We start from the raw sequence: 23,706 nt of genomic DNA on the forward strand, positions 1-23,706 counted from the left end.
CACCCTCCAATTAAATTGATAATAATTCTCGGAATTTTTTTCCAAAGCCATTATCCGTGATGGTGCAAATGGTTCGTTCTCTTCCTATTGCTTGGCTTAATTCACTTCTCGTAAAGTGAATTATAAAAGGAATTTCATAATAACTACACTTATCCGAGACTTTTTTCTTCGTATTTTCACTTGCATCAGTCGCTACAATCACAATTTTAGCAGACTGATTTCTGATTTCTTTTAAACTTAAGTCTTCACCAGTGGTTAGTTTCCCTGCTCGTGTTGCCATGCCTAAAAGATTTAAAACTTTTTGTTCTTCTATCATAAACTCATCCTAGCTTTTTGATGCGTAACATAGTCCAAAAGTTCTTGATAAAAAGCATCGTCCAATGTTGTACCTAATACTTTATCCAGCACATGTTTTTCCCATGCAGATTGTACGATTTCAGGTTCAATTGAGACATAAGCTCCTCGCCCAGGCAATTTTCCGCTTGGATCGATAGATACTTGATTTTCTTTATTAATCACAATTCGAAGCATATCTTTTTTAGGTTTCATTTCGTTGGAAATAACACATTTCCTCATAGGAATTTTACGTTTTGGCATCATTTTCACCTCTTGTTAGTCTTCCACGTTATCCCGTTCTTCAGCTAATTCAATCAATTCTTCTGCCGATTCAGCATCTAAATTACCTTCTCCAATGTCATCAGCAATTGTGATTTCATCAAATTCAGAATCTAGGTCTTCAACAGATTCAATGATTTCTTCATCATTCATTTCTTGTTCTTGACTTTCAATCGTTTCAATTACTTCAGCATACTTAACATCTTTTTCTAAACCAGTTTCTTCTTTAGCCAAATTGATAGCCTCCATGTCTGTTTCAGATTTGATATCGATTTTATAGCCTGTTAATTTAGCCGCTAATCGAGCATTTTGTCCGCGTTTCCCAATTGCAAGAGACAGTTGGTAATCGGGAACAACTACTAAACAGCTGCCGGCAGATTCATTGAATGTCACACTGACAACTTGAGCAGGATTCAAAGCATTTCCAATATAAGTTGCAGGATCTGCATCCCATTCAACGATATCCATGTTTTCACCTTTTAACTCATTTACGATCGCTTGAACACGTTGTCCTTTAGGTCCTACACATGTTCCAACTGGATCAATGTGTTCTTCTCTCGAACGAACAGCTACCTTAGCACGGTCTCCCGCTTCTCTAGCGATTGAAACAATTTCGACCACTCCATCATAGATCTCAGGAACTTCTTGTTCGAATAAACGTTTCAATAAATCAGGGTGGCTACGACTAACAAAAATTTGTGGTCCTTTTGATGTATTTTCAACTTTTGTTACGTATACTTTGATACGATCATGAGGTTTGTATACTTCATTAGGAATTTGTTCTTGTTTAGATAAAACAGCTTCAATTTTACCTAAATTAACGTAGATGTAACGGTGATCTTGTCTTTCAACAATTCCTTGCATAATATCATTTTCATAAGCAATGAATTCATTGTAGATAATGTTTCTTTCCGCTTCTCGTACACGTTGCATGATGACTTGTTTAGCTGTTTGAGCAGCAATTCTTCCGAAATCTTTAGGAGTTACTTCAAAACGAATTTTGTCGCCTAGTTCATACGCTTTGTTTAATTCTAAAGCTTCTTCTATGCCTACTTCAAGACGAGAATCATAAACAACATCTACCACTTCTTTAACAGAATAAACATGGATATTCCCTTTTTTTAAATCAAATTCAACTTCAACGTTTTGTGCTTGACCATAGTTTCTTTTGTACGCTGAAACTAAAGCAACTTCTAAAGCTTCGATAACGAATTCTTTTGAAATTCCTTTTTCTTGTTCCAAAGCCTCAAGAGCATTTAACATTTCTTTGCTCATTTTTCACTTCTCTCCTATCCCTAACAATGATTTAATTTAAAATTGAATCGCTCTTCTAGCTTTCGCAATTGTTTTTCGACTGAATTCGATATCTTTCACTCTAGTTTTAACGCGAATAGTCAATGTCAACGTTTCATTGTTTACTTCTTTTAATGTGCCTTCATAAATTTTTTCGTCATCTACAGGTTCGTATAAAGAAATATGGATGTATTCCCCTACTGCATTAACATAATCTTCTTCTTTTTTTAGTGGTCTTTCAGCTCCAGGAGATGAAACCTCTAAGAAGTATGCTTGTGGTATTGGATCCGGATCGATTTTATCCATGTGTTCGCTAATTTGTTCGCTAACCAATGCACAATCCTCTAAATCAATACCTTCTGGCTTATCAATATAAACTCTCAAGAACCAGTTTTTGCCTTCTTTTATAAATTCAATGTCTTCTAATTCAAACTGATTTCTTTCAACAATAGGTTGCACGATTTCAGTTACTGTTTCTACCACATTACTCAACTTTTTCGCCTCCTTATAGTTAGTTTTCTAACTTACTGCCGAAAAAGAGTGAGCGTCACCGCTCACTCTCAACAGAATATCTAAATCCAAATAAATAGTACCATAAATTCAGGTAATAAGCAACAAAACACCATCAAATAAGTCTTTCCAGTTGTCTTTGACTTTAAAAACCTTTCTGCTCTAAACCAGTTGAGTTCTTAAAAGAGATCAAATAAGGATAATTGATTTTCATCTGGTAATCCTTTTAAGACACCATTTTCATTTAAAAACTCAATAACAGTTTTAGAAACTTTCCCTCTTTTAGCTAAATCTTCTTTAGAAAGGAACGGTTTATCATTTCTGGCTTCTTTAATTTGTTTGGCTACATTGGCTCCTAAACTCGGTACAGCTCTAAATGGCGCGATGAGTGAATTGCCTTCAATAACAAAATTAGTAGGATCCGATTTTTCTAGATCTACCATTTTAAAGTCAAATCCACGTTCAACCATCTCATTACACAATTCTAAAACGGTCAGTGTATTTTTTTCTTTGGTTGAAGCATCTAATCCTTTATCCGTGATTTCTTTCATCTTTAATTTTAAGCTCTCTTTTCCTTTTGCCATAGCGACTAAATCAAAATCATCGGCACGTACAGAGAAGTAAGCCGCATAATAAAGGATTGGAAAGTGTACTTTATAGTAGGCTACTCGCAAAGCCATTAAAACATATGCCGCAGCATGGGCTTTAGGGAACATATACTTGATTTTCAAACAAGATTCAATATACCATTCAGGTATTTTTTGATCTCGCATAGCTTTTTGCCAATCATCAGGGATGCCTTTTCCTTTACGAACTGACTCCATGATATTGAAGGCTATCCCATCTTCTAACCCATTGTGAATAAGATAAACCATGATATCATCACGACAACCAATTACTTCTGACAAAGGAATATTATTCATACGAATCAATTCTTCCGCATTTCCTAACCATACATCTGTTCCATGCGATAATCCGGATATTTGAAGCAACTCAGCAAAAGTTGTTGGCATGGTCTCTTCTAGCATCCCTCTTACAAAACGTGTACCAAATTCTGGTATACCTAATGTACCCGTTTTTGATTGGATCTGTTCTGGTGTTACGCCAAGAACGTCAGTCCCACCAAAAATCTTCATAACTTCTGGGTCATCAGTCGGAATGGTTTTAGGATCAATCCCAGATAAATCTTGCAACATTCTAATAACGGTTGGATCATCATGACCCAAGATATCTAGTTTTAATACATTGTCATGGATAGAATGGAAATCAAAATGGGTTGTTTTCCATTCTGAATCTTGAGCATCTGCTGGAAATTGTATAGGAGTAAAATCATATACATCCATATAGTCGGGTATAACAATAATTCCGCCTGGATGTTGACCAGTCGTCCGTTTGACTCCAGTTGATCCTTTTGCCAATCGATCAATTTCTGCAGCACGTAAGGTCAAATTGTTGTCACGTTCGTATCCTTTTACATAACCAAACGCTGTTCTGTCTGCAACAGTACCAATCGTTCCAGCACGGAATACATATTCTTCACCGAAGAGTTCTTTCGTGTAATTATGTGCTTTTGCTTGATAGTCACCTGAGAAATTCAAGTCAATATCTGGTACTTTGTCCCCATAAAAACCCAGGAACGTTTCGAATGGAATATCGTGTCCATCTTTGTGCAGACGTGCTTCACATTTCGGACAGTTTTTATCCGGCAGATCATACCCCGAACCAACAGAACCATCTGTAAAGAACTCAGAAAACTGACAACTTGGGCAAGTATAGTGTGGCGGCATTGGGTTAACTTCTGTGATCCCGGTCATTGTTGCAACAAAACTAGAACCAACTGATCCCCTTGAACCAACTAGATAACCATCTGACATACTCTTATGAACCAATTTTTGTGAGATCAAATAGATAACCGAGAACCCATTTCCTATAATACTGTTCAGTTCTTTTTCAATCCTTTTTTCAATGATTTCTGGTAAAGGATTGCCATATAATCTATACGCTTCATCGTAACTCAATTGACGTATTTCATCTTCTGAACCTTCAATTTTTGGCGTGTATAGATCCGTTTTGACCGGTGTAATATCATCTTCCACCATATCAGCAATCTTATTCGTATTTTCAACAACAATTTGTTGTGCTGTTTCTTTTCCTAAAAAGGAAAAAGTTTCTAACATTTCAGTTGTTGTTCTAAAATGAACTTCTGGTAATTCTGCCCGATTCAACGCATTCGCTCCACCTTGAGAATTGATCAAAATTTTACGATAAATACTGTCTTCCGGGTTTAAATAATGTACATTTCCCGTTGCAACTACCGGAATATCTAACTCTCCGCCTATTTTAACAAGATTGCGAATAATTTCTTCTAAATCTGATTCATTTGTAACCAACTCTTGTTCGATTAAAGGTGCATAAACTTCTTTTGGCATGACCTCAATATAATCATAAAATTTCGCTTTATTTTTTGCTTCATCGTATCCTTTTTGCATCATGGCTTCAAAAACTTCTCCTTGACTGCAAGCTGTACCAATGATCAATCCTTCTCTAAGCTTATTCAGTTCAGAGCGTGGCAATCGTGCCGTCCGGAAGAAATAATTGACCATGGATGAAGAAATCAATTTAAAGAGATTTTTTAACCCAACTTGAGAAGTTGCGATAATGGTTGCATGAAATGGTCGAGCCCGTTTATAAGCATCGCCTTCACCAATGTGTTCGTTTAATTGATCATGATAAAACATCTCATGTTCTTCTCTAGCCTCTTTTAGAAAAAGCCAGCACAATTGTCCAGTCGTTTCAGAGTCAAAAATAGCACGGTGATGTTGTTCTAAATTAATTCCGTACTTTTTAGCTAAAGTGTTTAACCGATGACTCTTATATTGTGGATGTAAAAAACGCGACAATTCAAGTGTATCAATTACAGGATTTGTGGCATCTGGAATAGTGTATTTAGCGTTACTTGTGTTTAAAAATCCCATATCAAAACTAGCATTATGAGCAACGAGTATATGATCGCCCGCAAATTCTTTAAATAACGTTAAGACTTCTTCTTCAGTTTTAGAGCCCTGAACCATTTCATCCGTAATACCCGTTAAATTAATCGTTGTCTGTGACAACGGATGACCGGGATCAATAAATTGTTCAAAAGACTCAATAATATTGCCTTTGTGCATTTTAACTGCTGACAACTCAATGATGCTATTATAAACAGCTGAAAGCCCAGTTGTCTCCACGTCAAAGACGACATAAATGGCTTCTGATAACTCAATGTGTTCAGGATTATAGGCAATCGGTACACCATCATCCACGATATTCGCTTCAATTCCATAAAGAATTTTAATGCCATTTTTTTGACCCGCATGGAAAGCATCTGGAAAAGATTGTGCACCAAAGTGATCTGTTATTGCAACAGCTTTATGACCCCACTTAGCTGCTTGATCCACTAGATCTGTAACCGTATTCGTTGCATCCATTTGACTCATATTGCTATGCAAATGCAACTCAACACGTTTATTGTCCTCTGAAGCAGTATCTTTACGTGTCTCATGATCCCATTCCGTAATGTCTTGAGCATTCAACACGAGATCCCGCATAAAGTTGTCTTCTTGAACACTACCTCTTACTCGGATCCACATTCCTTTTTTCACAGCCGCAAAAGCTGCTTCATCTTCAGGAGAGTTAGAGAATTTTTTTACTGAAAAAGAAGACGTATAGTCAGTCATTTTTAGTATAAGTAATTGTCTTTCAGAACGTAATACCCGTACTTCAACGTCAAAAACATATCCTTCGATTGTAACACGACGCTCTTCTTCAACAATTTGATCCATTTGTTTGACTTCTTCTTTAGCCGTAATTTTCCGACCTAAAACGATAGGACCTTTTTGAGCTTGAACTTGATTTTTATTGTGTTTCTTTTCTTGCTCTGCTTTTTGTATATTCTCATTTGCTCGAATAGCTAACAACGTTTCCGATTCTTCTTTTTTCGCCTGGAATTCAGCTATTTTCTTCAGATGAGATTCCTCATCAATAACCGGTTCAATTTTAAATCTTGGAAAACCTAAAGAAACATACGCTTCTTCAACTGGTGGCAAATACTGATTCATTAAATGTCCTTTAACAACTTCATTTTCAACATAAAATTGAATCTTTTTCCCATTCAAAAGTGGAAATTGTTCTCTAAAAGGTTTATCACAGATTGGCGAAGAAACTGCACTTAATTTCACTGCGGATGACCAATAATGTTCAAGCTTTTCAATGGTCATTTTTGGTTGAAGCGTTTCAATCGTCAGCTGTACACTGGCAATTGGATTAAAAGCCAATTGCATTTTTTCAGAAAGATTTTGATAAACTTCAAATGGCAAAATATCTTGAAATTGCAAATGGAAGTTCCAACATTTGGATAATTTATGAACCGTTACCTTTAAAACTTTTGCTTGAGAAAAATGAATTTTGTAACGGTCTTCATGTTGTAAACCGATTTGTTCGAGTAATTTTTGAAATAATTCTTCTTGATTTAAACTCATGAGAAACTCCTTTCACTTACTAAGGGTAGTACTAAGAAGCAAAACGAACAATCAAAGTACAATTGTAAAAGGAGTACAGACAAGTGGATGTGCGTACTTGTTTGAACTCCTTTAATAGTAATGTCTTCGTGCGATCAAATAGAACTTAGGAGAATGTTTAATGTATCGATTAGTTCTTCGGTACGTACTTCTAAAGCTTCTCCAGTTTTTCTAAGTTTCAATTCAACAATGTTTTCTTGAGCTTTTTTACCTACTGTAATTCGGATAGGCATTCCGATTAAATCTGAATCTTTGAATTTTACACCGACACGTTCATTACGATCGTCTAATAAAACTGAAAAACCAGCACTTTGTAATGACGTATATAGCTCATTTGATAAGCTAACTTGATCATCAGCTTTCATATTAACAGGAATCAAATGTAATTCATATGGTGCTAAGTGTCTTGGCCAGTTCAAACCTTCCTCACTCGATTGTTGCTCGGTAATAGCAGAAAGTAAGCGACTAACACCAATCCCGTAACAACCCATCACTACTGGTATAGAACGTCCATTATTATCTAAAACCGTAGCATTCATTGATTCTGAATAACGAGTTCCCAATTTGAAGATATGACCTATCTCGATTCCTTTAGTGAATTTCAATACTCCTTGTCCATCAGGCGATAATTCTCCTTCTTGAACAAAGCGTAAATCAACATAGTCTTCAATCGATGAATCACGATTTAAATTAACATTCAAGTAATGATAGCCATTTTCATTCGCTCCAGCAACAGCATTGACCATGTCTTGGATATACACATCTGCAAGGACTCTTACCTCTTCACTAATGCCAACTGGGCCAATCGAACCAGCGTTTACACCAAGATAGTTAACTGTTTCTTCATCGGTTGCTAACTCTAAAAAGGCAGCATCAAGATAGTTTTTTAATTTAACATCATTTACTTCATGATCGCCTCGGATGATAACTAAAACAGGCTTTTCATCTGCAATGAATAATAGACTCTTCATAATTTTTTCTGGTGCTACTTGCAAAAATTCAGAAACTTCAGCAATCGTTTTGCTAGTTGGTGTTTCAACTTTTTCTAAAGCTTTTTCATTCTCAAGCGATTTTTTATGCATATGGAAACTTGTAGCCATTTCTAAGTTTGCAGAATAATCACTTGAATCTGAATAAACGATTGTGTCTTCGCCGATATCCGATAAAGCCATAAATTCTTTCGAATTGCTGCCTCCCATTGCACCAGCGTCACCAATAATACTTCTAAAATCCAGACCACAACGTTCAAATATTCTTGTATAAGCTTTTTCAAAATCTTGATAAGTTGCATCTAAGCTTTCGAAGCTATCATGAAAAGAGTAAGCATCTTTCATAATAAATTCTCTTCCTCTTAACAAACCAGAACGAGGACGTTTCTCATCTCGGAACTTTGTTTGAATTTGATACAAAGAAAGTGGTAACCGTTTATATGAAGAAATTTCATCACGTATCAAAGTTGTAAAAGCTTCTTCATGAGTAGGACCTAAAAGATAGTCACGTCCATGACGGTCTTGTAATGTCATCAAGTCTTCGCCATATGTTTCATAACGCCCAGATTCTTCCCATAGTTCACGTGGCAATAATGAAGGCATCAACATTTCAACTGCATTGATTTTTTCAAATTCTTCACGCATAATATTTTTCAATTTTTCTAATACACGTGTTGCCAATGGCAGGTAGCTATAAACACCACTTGATATTTGTCTGATGTATCCAGCCCTTAACAACATTTTATGGCTAAGAACTTCTGCCTCATTGGGTACATCTCTTAAAGTTGGAATAAATAATTTTGATTGTTTCATCGTTTGCTGTCTCCTTTTTGACACATTAAATTCATCTCTATCAATTTTTTCGTTATTCTTTAATTAAAAAAATACGTTTGGATATCGTTCCATGTAACTAACACCATCAATAGCAACAATAAGGCGATACCAACCAATGTGATAATGCCTTCTTTCTCTTCACTTAATGGTTTGCCTCGTACACCCTCTACAATGTTTAATATCAGTTTCCCACCGTCAAGACCTGGAATAGGCAACAAATTTACAATTCCTAAATTTACACTTAAGACGGCTAACCAATTGACTATTCCTATTAATCCTGTTCTAACAACTGTCTCAGTCGTTGCATAGATAGCAACTGGACCACCAAACATGTCAATTGAGAATCCTTTTGTAAACATCGAACCTAACACAGTAAATAATTGAGTCATTAAGAACCAAGTTTGAGTAAAACCAAAACCGATTTTTGCCCAAAATGATGTATTCAAACTATTTTCTACACCTATTTGTCCTATTTCGGTTCCATCAGCCGTTTCATTAGCAGCTGGTGTTAGTGGTACTGTTTTCTCAGTTCCATCAGCTGACTCGATATGAAATAGCAATTCCTTATCAGGATTCACTCGTACGATTTCTACCATTTCAGTCCAGCTGGTAATTTTTTCATCATCGATCTGAACGATACGATCGCCATCTTTTAAGCCAGCTTCCGCTGCCGGGCTATCTGGAACTACCGTGCCTAAAATATTTTCTTGGCTGACTACACCACCTTGCATGAAGGCAAGCACTATAAATGCAACCACAGCTAAAATAATATTGTTCATTGGACCTGCAAAGTTTGTCATCATTCTTTTTGGCAAACTAGCAGATTGAAACTGAACGTCAAGCGGAGCGATCTGAACTTCTGTTCCATCTTCTTCTATAATCATGGCATCTCTTAGTACTGGGTAGCGGACCAAGTTTGTTTCATCACCAGCTAAGTAACCCTCTACAAATAAGTCTTTTTCTAAATCAATAGCACTTATTTCCATTGGGACTGCATCTAATAATTGCTTTTTCTTATAATTATTGATTAATGTCACTTCATTATTATCGTTTACTATTAAGCCAATCGGTGTACCTGGTTTTATTTCAGTTTCTTCTTCATATCCCGCCATACGAACATATCCGCCCACTGGTAAGATGCGAATCGTAAACGTTGTTTCACCTCTACGATAAGAAAATATTTTAGGTCCAAATCCAATAGCAAATTCTCTAACTAAAATACCTGCTTTTTTTGCAAAATAATAATGTCCGAATTCGTGAAAAATAACTAAAATACTAAACACTATAATAAAGGTAATAATGGTAGTGATCATATACTCTCTCCTTTAGTACTTCATTAAAAATTAAAATTTAATTTTATCGTTAATACTGCGTACAAAACAAGTTTAATTCTATCATAATTTGAGTGTAATAACCAATCGACTTATCAATTTATTGTCTATACAAGAAAAGTAGCCATCTCAATAAAGGACAACTACTTTCTTATTTCATATAAAGATTAAATCAATCCTGAAAAATAGAGGATTGGCAAGACGAACAACAAGCTGTCAAAACGATCTAAAATACCGCCATGACCAGGAAGTAAATTACCAGAATCTTTCACATTGTAATACCGTTTAAATGCAGATTCAACTAAGTCGCCTAGCTGACCAGCTACTGAAAGAACAACGGTTAGAGCTAACATCCATCCAGTATTATAATTTTGTGGATAGTAAGTCAAATAAATAAATCCTACAATCAGGGCCATAACTACTCCACCCAAAGCACCTTCAATAGTTTTATTAGGACTGATTGATGGAGCAAGTTTGTGTTTACCCAATTTTCTACCAATCAAGTACGCTCCAATATCCGTTGCCCAAACTACAAATAAAACAAATAACAATAAATCTAACCCTGAATGTCTTGTTAACAACAAGAATCTAAATCCATACCCTATGTACATTATTCCTAGAACTGAAACCGCAACGTCATCAAATGTAAAATTGTTTTTTGAAAATACGGTACAAACTAATAACAATAAGATAAAGAGATACAAAATCACTTGTGAGTTCATATACTCTGGCAAAAACATGGATACATAATGTGGAAATAATAATACTAATAATGCCAAAATAGAAATAATGCCTTCAATTGTAAAGAGCTTATTGCCCTTCATTCTAAATAGTTCAAATAATCCAATTATCCCTAGACCAGCAACTACAAATTCTAGAATCCAAGAACCCATATAAACGACTGGAACAAAAAGAATAAGAGCAACAATTGCCGTTATAATGCGTTGTTTCACCTGTGTTTCCTCCTAACTTAATTATAATCCCCCAAAACGTCGGTGTCGTTTTTGATAAACTCCGATAGCTTGTTCTAATGCTTGTTCATTAAAGTCCGGCCAAAGCTCTTGAGAAAAGTAAAATTCACTATATGCATTTTGCCATAACATAAAATTACTGATTCGCTCTTCACCACTTGTGCGAATCATGAAATCAACATTTTGATAATCCTTTAACGCATGTGTCATTAAAGATTCTTCAAATAAAGATTCTGTAATATCTTCAACCTCAATTTCTCCAGCTTTCACTTTTTCAGCGATAGCTTTAGAAGCTTCAATCAATTCACTGCGTCCTCCATAGTTGAGCGCAAAATTTAATACCATACCTGTATTTTCTTTAGTATCTGCTATGGCCTTTTCGACAGCGTTGCGAGTATGTTTAGGGAGTTGTTCTATAAAACCCATAACTTGTACTTGAACGTTTTGCTCCATTAATTCAGGTACAAACGTGTCAAAAAAATCAACCGGTAATTGCATTAAAAAGCTTACTTCATCATCAGGACGTTTCCAATTTTCAGTTGAAAATGCGTAAAGCGATAATACCTTTACACCCATTTGACTTGCTCTTTTGGTTACTTTTTTTACAGTATTCATTCCTTCTTTATGACCAGCGATTCGAGGCATGAATTTATTTTGAGCCCAACGTCCGTTTCCATCCATAATAATAGCAATATGTTGTGGAATTTTTTCATCAGCATTAAAAGAAACAGCTGTGATTTCTTTTTGATTTCTTTTCTTAAATAACCAATTCAAGAGTTTCCCTCCACTTCGTAATTCACCATTACTCATTGTAGCAAAAAAGGGGGTAAAATCCTATTAAATTTAATAATAAACAATTTTTTTAGTAAATCCTTAAGAAATAGCAATAGTTATGTCATTGGATTCTTTTATAAAATTCGTACACCCTCTTATTTATTCACTAAATGATAGCAATGAGAGCCTTTTAGTGGGCTCAAAAAATGAATAATGCTATAATAAATTATACTCAGTTAGTTACTTAAGGAGGACACTAAAATGAACAGAAGAATTAAAAAATTCATAGTCGGTTTAATTATTTCCGCTATAGTAACCAAGTTAACGAGTTTGTTAATGGGTGACGATAAAAGAAAAGCTTAATTTAAACTGCTTTTCATAAATAAAAGCACTACAGAACCTTACGTAAAGGTCTGTAGTGCTTTTTACTTGTTCCAAAATTATACGTCTAATAATTCTTTTTCTTTATCTGCAGCGATACCATCAATATTTTTAACACTATCATTTGTAATTTTTTGGATATCTTCTTCAAAAGTACGCAAATCATCTTGAGTAATTTCGTTATTTTTTTCTGCTTTTTTCAATTCATCAATTGCTTCACGACGAATGTTACGAACAGAAACTTTAGCATTTTCAGCTTCTTTACCCACTTTTTTTGCTAATTCTTTACGACGCTCTTCTGTTAGTTGTGGAATGACCAAGCGAATAACATTTCCATCATTTGCTGGGCTGATTCCAAGATCACTTTGCATGATTGATTTTTCAATATCAGAAATAGATGTTTTGTCAAATGGTGTAACCATTAACACACGAGGTTCTGGTACTGAAATTTGAGCCAATTGTTTTAAAGGTGTTGGCGCTCCATAATAGACAACATTAATTCTGTCTAATAGTCCTGCATTAGCACGGCCTGCACGAATTGTTCCTAGTTCACGTTGTAAAGCACCTTCTGTTTTAACCATTTTTTCTTTCATTGTTTCTAAAATTGCGTTTGTCATAGTTATTTCCCCCTAACCGTTGTTCCAATAGTTTCACCTAATGCAACACGTTTTATATTTCCAGTTTCATTTAAATTAAATACGACCAATGGAATGTTGTTGTCCATACTCAAAGAACTTGCAGTTGTATCCATCACTTGTAAACCTTTATTGATGATCTCCAAATGCGTTAATTCTTCAAATTTTGTAGCTGTTTTATCTAGTTTAGGATCCGCTGAGTAAATACCATCAACGTTATTCTTAGCCATCAAGATAACATCAGCATCAATTTCTGCCGCTCTTAAAGCAGATGTTGTATCTGTTGAGAAATAAGGATTTCCAGTTCCACCAGCAAAGATGACAACTCGTCCTTTTTCTAAATGACGCACTGCTTTTCTACGAATATACGGTTCAGCAATTTGACGCATTTCAATAGATGTTTGCACACGAGTTGGAACTCCTTCATTTTCAAGGCAGTCTTGCAATGCTAATGCATTCATAACTGTAGCGAGCATTCCCATATAGTCTGCTTGTGCTCGTTCCATGCCCATTTCAGAACCAACTTGACCGCGCCAAATATTTCCGCCTCCAACAACGATGGCAATTTCTACACCTAATTCTTTTACTTCTTTAATTTCTTTACAAATTTCTTTTATTGTTGGTGGTTTTATTCCAAATCCTGTATCACCAGCTAAGGCTTCACCGCTTAGTTTTAAAACAACACGTTTGTACTTTGGTTCATTCATTTATATTTCCCTCCATTGGCTCGTTCACTTTTACTATTTTACCATACTCTGACAGAAACTTCATTTAAAAGATGGACCTTGTACCGGTTCCTTTAGTAAAATCACTATGTATCAAAAATTTACAGAACGAACAAGTTTGGCCACTCTTAACTAGCTCGGTCAAAAGCAAATGAGTCAACAAAAAACTGTAGTAAAAAAGGAACGCAACTGTTGCGCTCCTTTTTTACTAAAATCGATTTATTTATTCACTTGATTCATAACTTCTTCAGCAAAGTTATCTTCACGTTTTTCAATTCCTTCGCCAACTTCAAAGCGAATAAATGATTTAACTGAAGCACCTTTAGATGCAATATATTTACCAACTGTTAAATCAGGATCTTTAACAAAAGGTTGGTCAACTAAAGAAATTTCAGCTAAATATTTATTTAAACGGCCTTGGATCATTTTTTCAACGATATTAGCTGGTTTGCCTTCATTTAAAGCTTGCTCAGTCAATATTTTTGTTTCGTGATCGATTTCTTCTTGAGAAACTTGGTCGCGAGAAACGTATTTAGGGTTGATAGCAGCAATATGCATAGCAATATCACGAGCAACATCTTCGTCAGTTGTTCCTTCAAGAACAACTAATACAGCAATACGTCCTCCCATGTGAGAGTAAGCTCCAAAAGCGTCTGCATCAGTTTTTTCAACGCGTGCAAAACGACGTAATTCGATTTTTTCACCGATTTTAGTTACTCCTGCTAATATTTCAGTTTCTACAGTACCATTTCCTGCTTTAAGAGATTGAGCCGCTTCAACTGTTTCAGGATTTCCTTCAGCAATTGCTTCAGTTACATCTTTAACTAACTTTTGGAATTGTTCATTTTTAGAAACAAAGTCCGTTTCAGAGTTGATTTCTGTAATAGAACCAACATTTCCGTTAATGTATACGCCAGCTAATCCTTCAGCAGCGATACGATCAGCTTTTTTAGCTGCTTTTGCCATACCTGTTTCTCTTAAGTGATCCACTGCAGCGTCGATGTCTCCATCAACAGCAACCAATGCTTTTTTAGCGTCCATCATTCCAACGCCTGTCATATCACGTAATTTTTTAACTAGTTGAGCTGTTACTTTTGCCATTTTATATTTCCTCCTAGTGAGTTATATTAGTCATTTTTTAAGTTAATTTTCATAAAAAAAGGCTGTCTCGTCATGAAAGAAATGACGCCGCTTCGCAAAAAGTCGCTTCTCACTTCTCCCTACTCGAGACAGCCTATATCAATTTAATTAGTTATTATTCAGCGTTATTTCCTTCAACGACTTCAACGATTTCTTCAATTGAAGCAGTTTCAGAAGCTTCTGGTGCTTCTGCTGTGAAAGTTTCTTCAACAACTTCATCTTCACCTTGGTTTCCTTCGATCATAGCATCAGCCATTTTTGAAGTAATCAATTTAACAGCGCGGATAGCGTCATCGTTTGATGGGATGATAACATCAATTTCATCTGGATCACAGTTAGTATCAACCATTGCTACTACTGGAATGTTTAATTTGTGTGCTTCTTGAATCGCAATACGTTCTTTACGAGGGTCAACAACAAACATTACATCTGGAATTCTTGGCATATCTTGAATACCACCTAAGAATTTTTCAAGACGGTCACGTTGTTTGATCAAGATTCCGACTTCTTTTTTAGGAAGTAAATCAAAAGTTCCGTCTTCTTCCATTTTGTTGATAGCTTTCAAACGTTTGATACGTTTTTGGATAGTGTCCCAGTTTGTTAATGTTCCACCTAACCAACGGTGGTTTACAAAGTATTGTCCAGAACGAGTTGCTTCGTCTTTAATAGCTTCTTGTGCTTGTTTTTTAGTACCAACGAATAAAGCGATTCCGCCATTTTCAGATACTTCTTTCATGTAGTTGTATGCTGTATCAGCTAACTTAACCGTTTTTTGTAAGTCGATGATGTAGATACCGTTTCTTTCTGTAAAGATGTAACGTTTCATTTTAGGGTTCCAACGACGTGTTTGGTGACCAAAATGAACTCCTGCTTCAAGCAATTGTTTCATTGAAATTACTGCCATAATATATTTCCTCCATTGGTTTTTTATTTTCCTCCTTCAAATTCAACTGTAAGGAGACTTGACTAATCAAGCACCGTCCTTTACATCCTTTGAAGTGTGAAATAATTTTCAGTGCTTTTAGCACCGTTAATAATTGTATAGGATATAGATAAAAAAATCAAGCCTAACTATCGTTTTTTATTTCTTATTACATCCCGATACTCAAAATTTCACGAATGTCATCTTCACTTAACTGACTTCCTTCTTTTTGTATCGTTCCGTCTTCTGTAATAATTTGATCAAACAACGCCTTCTTCTCTTGTTGCAACTGGTCGATTTTCTCTTCAATAGTTCCTTCAGCAATTAGACGCAGCACTTGGACAACTTTTTTCTGTCCGATTCTATGTGCACGGCCCGCTGCTTGTTCTTCAACTGCTGGGTTCCACCATAGATCATACAGAATAACCATATCGGCACCGGTAAGATTCAGTCCTGTTCCACCTGCTTTAAGGGAAATAAGAAATACATCTTTTTCTCCAGCATTAAATTGATTCACCATTTCAATTCGTTCTTTTGGTTTTGTTTGACCACTTAAATAAAAGGTTTCAACTTCTTGCTCATCTAATTCTTTTTCAATAATTGCCAGCATAGAAGTAAATTGAGAAAAGATTAAAATACGTCTCCCATTCTCTCTTGCAGTTTGAATCGTTTCTTTAAGTTGCTCCAGTTTTCCGGAACTGCCTTCGTAATCATCAATGAATAATTTAGGATCACAACAAATTTGTCTGAGACGTGTTAATCCTGCCAATATCTCGATGCGATTCTTTTTAAACTCTGCTCCATTCATGCTATTTACACTTTCTTGGATACGTTGTAAATACGCAAGGTAGACAGTTTTTTGTTCTTTTGTCATTTGACTGTATAAGTTGGTTTCAATTTTATCTGGTAACTCTTTCAGCACATCTTTTTTGATTCGTCTTAATACAAAAGGACGAATCATTTTAGCAATCTGCTCATTTGGAAGAGTTTTGAACTTTTTGATTGAAGGGAAAAATCCTGGCATAATCAATTGGAAAATTGCCCATAATTCTTCAATTTTATTTTCAATAGGTGTTCCACTTAATGCAAACCGTTTTTTTATGGTCAGGTCTCTTAACGCTTGAGACGTTTTCGTGTTATGATTTTTCACCATTTGCGATTCGTCTAAAATCAATGTGCTAAACGCCATTTTCTTATAATGAACAACATCTTGCCTAAAACTAGGATAGGATGTAATCAAAACTTGATTTGGCTTAACATTTTCAATCAACTGCATTCTTTCTTCAGCTGTACCAGAAATCACGATACTTTCAACTGAAGGAGCAAATTTTTCAATTTCAAAATGCCAATTATAGATCAATGACGCTGGAGCAACGATAAGGAAAGGATCATTTTGCCCTTTTTCCTCAATTTCAGATAAAATGTAAGTGATAACTTGAATGGTTTTCCCCAGTCCCATATCATCCGCTAAGATACCGCCAAATCCATATTGAGACAACATTTTTAACCACTGAAATCCTGTTTTTTGATAAGGTCTTAATTCAGCGTTTAAAGACTTAGGAACGTCAACCTCGAATTCCTCTGGGAAATTTAAATCGCGTATCAAGTTTTTGAATTTCTTTGATACGGTTCCTTTGGTTTTTTCATCCAGTGAAAATTTTTCATTCAGTTCTAATCCACGGTAGCTTGGCAGTTGGACCCCACCATTTTGAAATTTCTTTGTGACGCGCAATTCGTTCAATACGTCGCTGACTTGCTTGAAGCTTTCTGATTCTAATGAAAGGATAGTTCCATTATCAAATTTATGAAAAGCTTTTTTCTCTACTAAACTTTTCAGTACATCATCTACTTCTTCAGGTGTAATTCCTTTAATGTCAAAACGGACATCAAGAAATGACCCTTCATTTTGCAAGTCGATAATCGTTTCAGGATCAATTTGATTCAAGAACATACTGTCCAACAAATCATCTACATAAACAGTAGCATCTAATTCAAGTGTTGGAATCTCTTTTGTAAATAAGGTATAAAAATCATCATCACGAACCATACGTTTCGTATAATTTGTATCTGTACGGTGGTAATCAAATCCAACAAGTTGATTAATAATTTTCATTTCTTTTTCACTGTCTCGAATAATTTGTACGCCTTCTTCAGGTAATTGATTTTTAGAAGGGTCAGTAGACAAAATCATGTGTTTATAATTAAACTCTACTGTCGCATGTACTGCCTCATTTCGATATTCAAAATAAACGGATGTTGCTAAAGGTTCTTGAACAAAAGAATCTTTCAATTGATCATCAATTGAGACATTTCCTATCTTCACAAGTAATGGCATGACATAGGCAGTGAAATCTGGCATATCCGCAGGTTCTATTGTAATGTTGTCGCTATCGTACCGTTGTAAAAACTGTTGTAGCGGACGATACGCACGCATTTGTTCTAATGTTGGCTGGAATACAATATTGTCCGCAACAAACCAATCGTATTCTTTTAGATGGCTGTCTGCTAGACTTGTAATGGATAACATTACCGTATTATTTTTTTGTGAAATATCAAAAGAAAACGGCATTTTATCCTCTACAAACATAACCGTTTTATGCGTGCTATTTGTTGCGACAAATAGTAGGTTCCCGCTGTCTTGTAAATCTAAAAGCGTTTCTTCCGCTAAAGCAGTCATCAATATCAAATAACGACTGTTTGACAATAATGATTTTGCATCTTTATTTTCTCCAGAAATCAATTGAATAGATTTCTGTTGCTTGTATAGATTTGTTAAAATTTCATTGTCTTCTTTTCTAATCGAAATATCTTTAAAATTAATTTCTTGACCGGCTTTTAACTCTACCGTTTCCTTTTTAATAAAACTCTCTAAAAATAAAGGCAAGTCTTTTATAATATACAGTTTATCTGTTCCAGCCTTAAGACTTAAGGCTAGTACATCAAATGAGGTTCTTATAAGTGCAGTAGTCATTGGCTTTACTTCTACTTTATATTCTAATTTCAATGATTGTTTTTGTTTAGCAGAAGTCGTCATTTTCCTATTTTCATTTAAAAATATGCGTGTGAAAGACTCCGTTAACTCTTGACCTGGATTAGGTGAGTCAATAGCGACTTTTTTTGCATTCTCAGCTGTCATTACTCGACTGATTTTTCTGTCTCTCAATTCCAGTTCAACAGCAACTGTATGTTTGCAATAGCCATGATTTTTCCAATAAAGACATTCACAAAAATCATCTTCTTTTGTTGAACCATCTAATTCAACATGAAATATGTCGCTTCCCATGACTTCGGCAGACCATATTTTTTTCTCTAATATTGAGTTGACTGAAAGGACGCGTTTTTCTGCAACATATTGTCTTCCTTGCTCAATCACGCGTTCTGGTATACTCCATTTCATTCAACATTCCCCTACTTTCTTGCTTTTCATAAAATAATTATTTTTCAAGCACGTTTTTTTCTATCTCTCTATTGTACGTCATTATGGGTAAAAAAGAAAATTTTTTCTTTTAAATTTGTCGGGTTCTGCCGTTTTCGTTCTGCAAGCATTTTATATATTCTAACCAATAATGGTTAAATTAAAAATAACTTGCTAAAATACAGGTTATGAATCATACTATTAGTATAAAAATGTACTAGAAAATTGAATTAATGAGAGGTTGAATCATTTTGTTTTATAGAATTTTACGCGGCACGTTACGCTTTTTGTTAGCGATTTTAAATGGCAATGCCCATTATGAAAATCGTGACAAACTTCCAACAGATACATCATATATATTAGTGGCACCCCATAGAACATGGATTGACCCAGTTTATTTAGCCCTAGCTGCTAGCCCTAAACCATTTACATTTATGGCAAAAAAAGAATTGTTCAAAAATCCTATCCTTAGTTGGATCATCAGACACGCAAATGCTTTTCCTGTCGATCGAGCTAATCCCGGTCCAAGTGCTATTAAAACGCCTGTAAAGATCCTTAAAAAAGGCAATTTAAGTTTAATGATTTTTCCAACAGGAACAAGACACTCAAATGAAATAAAGGGTGGTGCTGCTACAATTGCTAAATTAAGCGGTGTGCCCATTATTCCAGCTGTTTATCAAGGTCCCATGACTTTAAGCGGACTGTTAAAAAGAAAAAAAGTGACCGTGCGTTTTGGAGATCCAATCACTATTGATCGCACAGTAAAACTTTCAAAAGAAAACTTAAAGGCAATTGATGAACAAATTCAACATGCTTTTGATCAATTAGATATGGAAATTGATCCTTCATTTAAATACGACTTTACAAAATAACAAAAAGGAGCTGGGACAATTTGTCTCAGCTCCTTTTTTGTTATAGCTAGCATACCGCGTTCATTTTACACTCATTTTTTCATTTGATGAGAGCCTAAATGTTTTCAGATGCACTTTCTTCATTCTGAAGACCATTATTTTGCAATCGATACATATCATAATAGATGCCATTCTGTTGAATTAATTCATCATGGGTGCCGCGTTCGACTATTCTTCCATGATCCAAGACAAGAATTAAATCGGCATCACGAATGGTAGATAAGCGATGAGCAATAGCCAAAGTTGTACGCCCTTTTCGCATTTTTTTGAGTCCTTCTTGAATAAGAGCTTCAGTTTCAGTATCAATATTTGCCGTCGCTTCATCCAAAATCAGAATTTTAGGATCGGTAACAATTGTACTCGCAAAAGAAATCAATTGCTTTTGCCCTGTTGAATAACTAGCTCCTCGCTCAATAACTTTAGAATCATATTGATTCGGCAATTTCTCAATAAAGGTATCTGCTTGGACAAATCGAGCAGCTTCTTCTATTTGAAAATCTGTTATAGTTGGATTTTTCAAGCGAATGTTGTCTTTGATTGTCCCATAAAATAAAAAGGAATCTTGTAAAACTAACCCCATTTTTTTCCTTATTTCCTTTATCGGGTAATTCCTAATTGGAACATCATCAATCAAAATCTCACCTTCGAAGAATTCGTAGAAACGCATCATGACATTAATTATAGAACTTTTCCCGCTCCCAGTGTGGCCTACTAAAGCAATCGTTTGTCCAGGTAAAGCTACAAATGAAATATCATTTAGCACATTATGTTTTCCGTCATAAGAAAAACTCACATGTTTAAACTCAATTTTAGCAGCCTGAATTTCAGTGTCTGCTGTTTTGTGTTGTTGTGGTGTATATTCATCATTATCTAATACATTCAACACTCGACTGCTTGAAACAATACCATCTTGAAAGATACTCAAGCTATCCATCATACTCGTCATAGGATTGAAGAAATTGCGCGCATAGGATGTAAATGCATAAATCACCCCTACACTTACAGGTCCGTTTAACGAATCATATCCAAAAAAACCTAAAATAAGAATTAGTGAAAGGGTATATAGAAAATCGATAACTGGACTTAATAAAATTGAATTTGTCTTCACCATTGCATAACGTAATTTGTAATAATCCATATTCGTTTCATCAAACTCTTTTTGCAATCTTTTTTCTTGACGAAATTGCTGGATAATACTCATTCCATTAACTGATTCAGCTAATTTTGCATTTAATAAACTTAGTTTTTCTCTCATATTTCGGTACAATCTTGAACTAAACTTTTGATAATACCATATGACCACACCTAATATCGGGATCAACGCAACGATCCATAGAGAAATCTGAACATTTAGAAGCATCATAGCGATAAGGGAAGTGATAACACCCAGCATCCCTTGTATGATCGTTAGAAATACCGACCAAAACTCTTTAATGGTTTCTGTATCATTCGTCACTCTCGTAACAATTGAACCCGCAGGCGTTTGATCAAAGAAACGCATGCCCAAAGTGTGCAGCTTTTTAAAAATTGTGTTACGAATATTCTCCACTGTTTGTTCAGAAGCCATATTGTATAAATAAAGATTAAGGTACCAAAAAACAATTTTTACCAGCGTCATGCCAAAATAAATTAAAGCAAACATTCCGATAATTTGATTGGTGGCCGTTCCCTTTGATAAATAATTGTCAATAAATACTTGAAGGATTCTTGGCAAAATAATATTTGTGACAGCTAATAAAACACCAAATAAGATACCTGCTGCGAATTGAAATTTGAAGGGCGATGCAAACGTAATGATCCTTCTTAAAATAGTCACTTGTTCTTTAGTGGTAAATGATTTTGACCAGGCTGATTCTTGTTCCATTAATCTGCACCTCCTTCAATTTTCTGTTCAAGTTGCTGACTATCAAACATCTCTTTATACCATCCATTTTGAATGAGTAAGTCAGCGTGTGTGCCTCGTTCAACAACCTCACCATTGTCAATAACAATAATCTCATCTGCATGCATAACACTGCTAATTCGATGAGCAGCTATAATCGTTGTTTGTTCTGAACGCTCTTTTTTCAAAGCGGATAATATTCTCTCTTCAGTTTTAGCATCCACTGCGGATAAAGCATCATCTAGAATTAACAACTCAGGTTTAATAATCAGCGCTCGAGCAATTGAGATCCGTTGCTTTTGACCTCCTGATAATGAAACTCCCCGTTCTCCGACTACCGTATCATACCCATTAGGCATTTCCATAATATCAGTATGAATGGCCGTTAACTCTGCAGCTTTTTCGACTTCTTCTTGTGATAGTTCTGGATTAGCGAAGCGAATATTTTCTTTGATACTCGTCGAAAACAAAAATTGATCTTGTGGTACATAACCGATTTGCTGCAGCAAGGCATCTAACGTGTAATCTCTAATGTCTTCATTCCCATATAGAATATGCCCATGATAACGATCGTATTCTCTTAAAAGCAATTTGAAAATGCTAGTTTTCCCCGCTCCTGTTTTCCCTACTACACCGAGCGTTTGACCACGTTTTAATTCAAAATGAATCTCTTTTAGCGCCGGAACATCGGATTTAGGGTACGAAAATTTATCAATGGAATACTGAATATCCCCTCTTATTTTTTTCGTTAATGCTGAGGGTTTTTCAATAATTTTTGAACGCTCTAAAAGTAATTTCTCTACCCGATTGTAGCTTGCACTTCCACGTTCCAAAATATTAAATAATCGCCCAATAGCAAACATCGGCCAGACTAGCATAGCTATATAATTAATAAAGGAAATTAATTCACCAATAGTGATGGTTCCTGAGTTTATATATCTTCCACCCATTACGATGGTCAGTACATAAGAAATCCCCATGATAAAAGTGATCGTAGGGTCAAACAGCGAATCAATTTTATACACTTTTCGATTTTCAGCAACTACTTGTTCCGTTTTTTGCTTAAATTCTTCTACATCTTCGTCTTCTTGACCGAATGTTTTTAAGACTTTCATGCCTGATATACTCTCTTGCGCTTTATCATTCATATTAGAAAAGGCCGCTTGCGCTCCTCTAAATCGCTCATGGAGCTTTGAGCCCAAAACACGTGAGGCTATAGCAAGCAATGGGAGGGGAATCAATGCAATCAACGTTAATCTCCAGTCAACCACTAGGGCCATGGCAATAATCGTTGTGCCCCCTGTAATAATTGAATCAGCTAAGGTCAATATCCCACCACCTGCAACATTTCGAACCGCCGTTAAATCATTTGTTGCATGTGCCATTAAATCCCCTGTACGGTATTTTTGAAAAAAACTATTGTCCATTTCAGTGAAGTGGTTAAATAATCTTGTTCTAAGTATCCGTTCCAATTTAGCAGATGTTCCCCAAATATTTACACGCCAAATGTAACGAAACAGATAGCTCGCAATTGCCGCCGCTACTAAAACACTTAACCATTGGATCAATTTTTTAAGCGTTAACGTTCCTTGACCAACTTCATCTACAATAATTCCCACTATCCTAGGCGGGACTAATTGAATAATTGCTACAAGAAACAAAAATAGTACGCCCGTAATATATGCCTTTTTTTCTTGTTTAAAAAACCAACCTAATTTTTTGTAAATCCCCATTTTCTTCCCTCGCTTCTTTACTCATTAATGAACCTTTTAATCAAAAAACGCGAACAGATAAATATCTGCTCGCACGTTAGTATTAT

Annotated in this window: 17 protein-coding genes; 1 reads left to right on the forward strand and 16 read right to left on the reverse strand. The window is 35.4% G+C overall.

What is annotated here, in order from left to right; all coding sequences use genetic code 11:
• Positions 1-10: 10 nt before the first annotated feature.
• The 14 genes from ABS916_RS00705 to ABS916_RS00770 form a co-directional block, all read right to left on the reverse strand.
• Positions 11-316 carry a YlxQ-related RNA-binding protein gene (locus tag ABS916_RS00705; RefSeq protein ID WP_350450095.1) on the reverse strand — a complete coding sequence of 102 codons (306 nt, stop codon included), beginning with the start codon at positions 314-316 and terminating at the stop codon, positions 11-13.
• A complete protein-coding gene (gene rnpM, locus ABS916_RS00710; RefSeq protein WP_350450096.1) occupies positions 313-597 on the reverse strand; it encodes an RNase P modulator RnpM in 285 nt (94 codons plus the stop codon). The genes ABS916_RS00705 and rnpM overlap by 4 nt, the downstream gene beginning before the upstream one ends.
• 15 nt (positions 598-612) lie before the next feature.
• Entirely contained in the window at positions 613-1,890 is a 1,278-nt protein-coding gene (gene nusA, locus ABS916_RS00715; RefSeq protein WP_350450097.1) for a transcription termination factor NusA, read from the reverse strand.
• Positions 1,891-1,926: 36 nt separating this feature from the next.
• Positions 1,927-2,400 carry a ribosome maturation factor RimP gene (rimP, locus tag ABS916_RS00720; RefSeq protein ID WP_350450098.1) on the reverse strand — a complete coding sequence of 158 codons (474 nt, stop codon included), beginning with the start codon at positions 2,398-2,400 and terminating at the stop codon, positions 1,927-1,929.
• 197 nt (positions 2,401-2,597) lie between these two features.
• Positions 2,598-6,938 carry a PolC-type DNA polymerase III gene (locus tag ABS916_RS00725; protein ID WP_350450099.1) on the reverse strand — a complete coding sequence of 1,447 codons (4,341 nt, stop codon included), beginning with the start codon at positions 6,936-6,938 and terminating at the stop codon, positions 2,598-2,600.
• A 134-nt stretch (positions 6,939-7,072) separates the two neighbouring features.
• The gene (locus ABS916_RS00730) at positions 7,073-8,779 is read right to left on the reverse strand and encodes a proline--tRNA ligase (protein ID WP_350450100.1); all 1,707 of its coding nucleotides are present in this window, start codon (positions 8,777-8,779) and stop codon (positions 7,073-7,075) included.
• 59 nt (positions 8,780-8,838) lie between these two features.
• Positions 8,839-10,113, reverse strand: coding sequence for an RIP metalloprotease RseP (gene rseP, locus ABS916_RS00735; RefSeq protein WP_350450101.1), 1,275 nt, complete (start codon positions 10,111-10,113; stop codon positions 8,839-8,841).
• A 185-nt stretch (positions 10,114-10,298) separates the two neighbouring features.
• Positions 10,299-11,084, reverse strand: a complete 786-nt coding sequence (locus ABS916_RS00740; RefSeq protein ID WP_350450102.1) for a phosphatidate cytidylyltransferase — start codon at positions 11,082-11,084, stop codon at positions 10,299-10,301.
• Between the two features lie 21 nt (positions 11,085-11,105).
• Positions 11,106-11,912 (reverse strand): undecaprenyl pyrophosphate synthase, encoded by an 807-nt coding sequence (gene uppS, locus ABS916_RS00745; protein ID WP_502880567.1) that lies wholly within the window; start codon positions 11,910-11,912, stop codon positions 11,106-11,108.
• Positions 11,913-12,316: 404 nt separating this feature from the next.
• A complete protein-coding gene (frr, locus tag ABS916_RS00750) occupies positions 12,317-12,874 on the reverse strand; it encodes a ribosome recycling factor (protein WP_350450104.1) in 558 nt (185 codons plus the stop codon).
• 2 nt (positions 12,875-12,876) lie between these two features.
• Positions 12,877-13,599 carry a UMP kinase gene (pyrH, locus tag ABS916_RS00755; RefSeq protein WP_013710712.1) on the reverse strand — a complete coding sequence of 241 codons (723 nt, stop codon included), beginning with the start codon at positions 13,597-13,599 and terminating at the stop codon, positions 12,877-12,879.
• Between the two features lie 237 nt (positions 13,600-13,836).
• Complete coding sequence (tsf, locus tag ABS916_RS00760) at positions 13,837-14,718, reverse strand: translation elongation factor Ts (RefSeq protein ID WP_350450105.1); 882 nt, start codon at positions 14,716-14,718, stop codon at positions 13,837-13,839.
• 154 nt (positions 14,719-14,872) lie between these two features.
• Positions 14,873-15,661 (reverse strand): 30S ribosomal protein S2, encoded by a 789-nt coding sequence (gene rpsB, locus ABS916_RS00765; RefSeq protein WP_350450106.1) that lies wholly within the window; start codon positions 15,659-15,661, stop codon positions 14,873-14,875.
• A gap of 187 nt (positions 15,662-15,848) precedes the next feature.
• A complete protein-coding gene (locus ABS916_RS00770) occupies positions 15,849-19,076 on the reverse strand; it encodes a DEAD/DEAH box helicase (protein WP_350450107.1) in 3,228 nt (1,075 codons plus the stop codon).
• A 269-nt stretch (positions 19,077-19,345) separates the two neighbouring features.
• Between ABS916_RS00770 and ABS916_RS00775 the strand changes: the two genes are divergently transcribed.
• Positions 19,346-19,966: a lysophospholipid acyltransferase family protein gene (locus ABS916_RS00775; RefSeq protein ID WP_350450108.1), complete on the forward strand. Its 621-nt coding sequence runs from the start codon at positions 19,346-19,348 to the stop codon at positions 19,964-19,966.
• 94 nt (positions 19,967-20,060) lie between these two features.
• Here the strand turns inward: ABS916_RS00775 and ABS916_RS00780 are convergent, their stop codons facing one another.
• The gene (locus tag ABS916_RS00780; RefSeq protein ID WP_350450109.1) at positions 20,061-21,869 is read right to left on the reverse strand and encodes an ABC transporter ATP-binding protein; all 1,809 of its coding nucleotides are present in this window, start codon (positions 21,867-21,869) and stop codon (positions 20,061-20,063) included.
• The gene (locus ABS916_RS00785; RefSeq protein ID WP_350450110.1) at positions 21,869-23,620 is read right to left on the reverse strand and encodes an ABC transporter ATP-binding protein; all 1,752 of its coding nucleotides are present in this window, start codon (positions 23,618-23,620) and stop codon (positions 21,869-21,871) included. The genes ABS916_RS00780 and ABS916_RS00785 overlap by 1 nt, the downstream gene beginning before the upstream one ends.
• Between the last annotated feature and the right edge of the window lie 86 nt (positions 23,621-23,706).

It is taken from the genome of Carnobacterium sp. (genome assembly GCF_040274945.1).
Lineage (GTDB): Bacteria > Bacillota > Bacilli > Lactobacillales > Carnobacteriaceae > Carnobacterium_B.

What these genes read in the sequence shown, in the direction of transcription:
- ABS916_RS00705 (WP_350450095.1), bottom strand. Translation starts at nt 316, where the DNA reads ATGATAGAAGAACAAAAAGTTTTAAATCTTTTAGGCATGGCAACACGA.
- rnpM (WP_350450096.1), bottom strand. Translation starts at nt 597, where the DNA reads ATGCCAAAACGTAAAATTCCTATGAGGAAATGTGTTATTTCCAACGAA.
- nusA (WP_350450097.1), bottom strand. Translation starts at nt 1,890, where the DNA reads ATGAGCAAAGAAATGTTAAATGCTCTTGAGGCTTTGGAACAAGAAAAA.
- ABS916_RS00725 (WP_350450099.1), bottom strand. Translation starts at nt 6,938, where the DNA reads ATGAGTTTAAATCAAGAAGAATTATTTCAAAAATTACTCGAACAAATC.
- ABS916_RS00730 (WP_350450100.1), bottom strand. Translation starts at nt 8,779, where the DNA reads ATGAAACAATCAAAATTATTTATTCCAACTTTAAGAGATGTACCCAAT.
- rseP (WP_350450101.1), bottom strand. Translation starts at nt 10,113, where the DNA reads ATGATCACTACCATTATTACCTTTATTATAGTGTTTAGTATTTTAGTT.
- uppS (WP_502880567.1), bottom strand. Translation starts at nt 11,912, where the DNA reads ATGAGTAATGGTGAATTACGAAGTGGAGGGAAACTCTTGAATTGGTTA.
- frr (WP_350450104.1), bottom strand. Translation starts at nt 12,874, where the DNA reads ATGACAAACGCAATTTTAGAAACAATGAAAGAAAAAATGGTTAAAACA.
- pyrH (WP_013710712.1), bottom strand. Translation starts at nt 13,599, where the DNA reads ATGAATGAACCAAAGTACAAACGTGTTGTTTTAAAACTAAGCGGTGAA.
- tsf (WP_350450105.1), bottom strand. Translation starts at nt 14,718, where the DNA reads ATGGCAAAAGTAACAGCTCAACTAGTTAAAAAATTACGTGATATGACA.
- rpsB (WP_350450106.1), bottom strand. Translation starts at nt 15,661, where the DNA reads ATGGCAGTAATTTCAATGAAACAATTGCTTGAAGCAGGAGTTCATTTT.
- ABS916_RS00770 (WP_350450107.1), bottom strand. Translation starts at nt 19,076, where the DNA reads ATGAAATGGAGTATACCAGAACGCGTGATTGAGCAAGGAAGACAATAT.
- ABS916_RS00780 (WP_350450109.1), bottom strand. Translation starts at nt 21,869, where the DNA reads ATGGAACAAGAATCAGCCTGGTCAAAATCATTTACCACTAAAGAACAA.
- ABS916_RS00785 (WP_350450110.1), bottom strand. Translation starts at nt 23,620, where the DNA reads ATGGGGATTTACAAAAAATTAGGTTGGTTTTTTAAACAAGAAAAAAAG.